Raw genomic sequence first — 1,586 nt, 5'->3', positions numbered from 1 at the left:
ACCGGGATGACGTAGACCGTCGGCCACACGAAGCGCCGGTCCGTGGAGCCCATCCGACGTGCCCAGTACTCGACATCCACGACCTGGTAGGGCTCATCGTCGATGACGACGATCTCGTGCACGCGTGGCACGAACTGAGACCCCTCGGTGGTCTCGGTGCGGAAGAGGAGCTTGCCCTCGCAGGCGTACTCGACGTACGGCATTCGTAGAGCGCGCAGTCTACCACTTGTATATCTTTGGTCCGGATGATCTTGGCTCCGCCGGAGCTCCCGCCAGACCCACCAGACGTGCTCGATGTGCAGCATCCGAGCGACGTCTTGGGGGCCGACGGCGAGACCGTCGCCGACGGCAACCTCACGTTGCACTGGACCGCGCCGCCGGCGTGCCCGGACGGGGCGAAGGTGCTCACGACGGTGAGCCGCTATCTCTCCGAAGAGTCCAGGCCCGACGAGCCTCTCGCCGTCCACGGGCGCGTCGACCATGCCGCGGATCTGTGGACCCTGGAGCTCGTGCTCCAGCGCGGCGAGCATCAGTCACGCCGCAACCTCGAGGCCGGAACCTGCGATCTCCTGACCAAGGGGGCCGCCCTCGTCGTCGCCGTCCACATCGACGCGGTCGGGGCGAGCGCGCAGATCCGGGAGCTGGAGACGCCCGTGGTCGACGACGTCCCCACTCCCCCGGCGGCCGCGGTCGAGGTCAGCCGGTCACCTCCGCCCGAAGCCACAGTCACGGTGCGGCGACCTCCGGTCCGACCCCCGCCGCCGCCACCGGCCGTCGGTGGGGTGGTTCGAGCTGTGCTCACCGGTGGGGTCGGGGACGTGCCCCGCTTCCCCCACGGGTTTGCCGTCGCGGGCGGCGTGACCCTGTCGGCGTTTCGCATCGAAGGCCAGCTCGACTACGCCCCGCCGCGGCGCATCGACCATCCGGACAACGCCGACCTGGGCGGGCGGTTCCAAGCCGTGGCGGGTACCCTGCGCGGATGCTGGGCGCCTGTACAGGGTCGGTTCTCGTTCCCCTTATGCCTGGGGGCGCGCGTCAATGCGCTGCAGGGTGAAGGGCGCCAGGGCATTCGCCGCCCCCAGACGGTGTGGTCGCCGTGGGGCGCCATCGCCCTCGAGCCCGCGGTCGTGTTTTCCCCCATCGACCGCCTGGGAATCTTCGCGTCGGTGGGTGCGCTTGCGGCCTTCAACCGGCCCGCGTTCCGCCTGGGGCCCGAGCAAAACCCGATCTTCCGGGTTTCTGCGATCAGCGCCGTGGTCTCGTTCGGCTTGGAGGTAAACTTTTCCCCACGGAACTCGCGTCCGCGGTGAACGAAGCAACTGCAGTGGATTCGTTGGGAACGGCGGCGGAGTCGAGTGTGCATCTTGCGCTGCGGCGCAAACGGCGGCCACCCTCGTTCCGCGACGTATATCGCGCGCATCACGCGTACGTCTGGCGATGTCTCCTGAGGCTGGGTGTCGATGCGGCCACGGTCGACGACGCGGTCCAGGACGTGTTCATCGTCGTCCATCGCAAGCTCGACGACTTCGAGGGGCGAGCTGCCGTCAAGACCTGGCTCTTCGCCATCGCCCGACGGGTCGCCCTGC

General features: G+C 68.9%; 3 protein-coding genes. 2 read left to right on the top strand and 1 reads right to left on the bottom strand.

All coding sequences use genetic code 11. The features are described 5' to 3' along the window. Nucleotides 1–203, bottom strand: a 203-nt coding sequence (locus tag R2707_00015; GenBank protein MEZ5243451.1) for a hypothetical protein, incomplete at its 3' end; no start/stop codon positions are given. A gap of 42 nt (nucleotides 204–245) precedes the next feature. On the opposite strand from R2707_00015, the gene R2707_00010 reads away from it, so the two are divergent. Together R2707_00010 and R2707_00005 are read left to right on the top strand one after the other, a co-directional pair. Further along, the gene (locus R2707_00010) at nucleotides 246–1,310 is read left to right on the top strand and encodes a hypothetical protein (GenBank protein ID MEZ5243450.1); all 1,065 of its coding nucleotides are present in this window, start codon (nucleotides 246–248) and stop codon (nucleotides 1,308–1,310) included. Then, on the top strand, nucleotides 1,307–1,586 hold a 280-nt coding region (locus tag R2707_00005; GenBank protein ID MEZ5243449.1), incomplete at its 3' end, for an RNA polymerase sigma factor. The genes R2707_00010 and R2707_00005, both read left to right, overlap by 4 nt.

It is taken from the genome of Acidimicrobiales bacterium, from assembly GCA_041394245.1.
Lineage (GTDB): Bacteria > Actinomycetota > Acidimicrobiia > Acidimicrobiales > Aldehydirespiratoraceae > JAJRXC01.
This window is presented reverse-complemented; position numbering and strand designations above follow the sequence as displayed.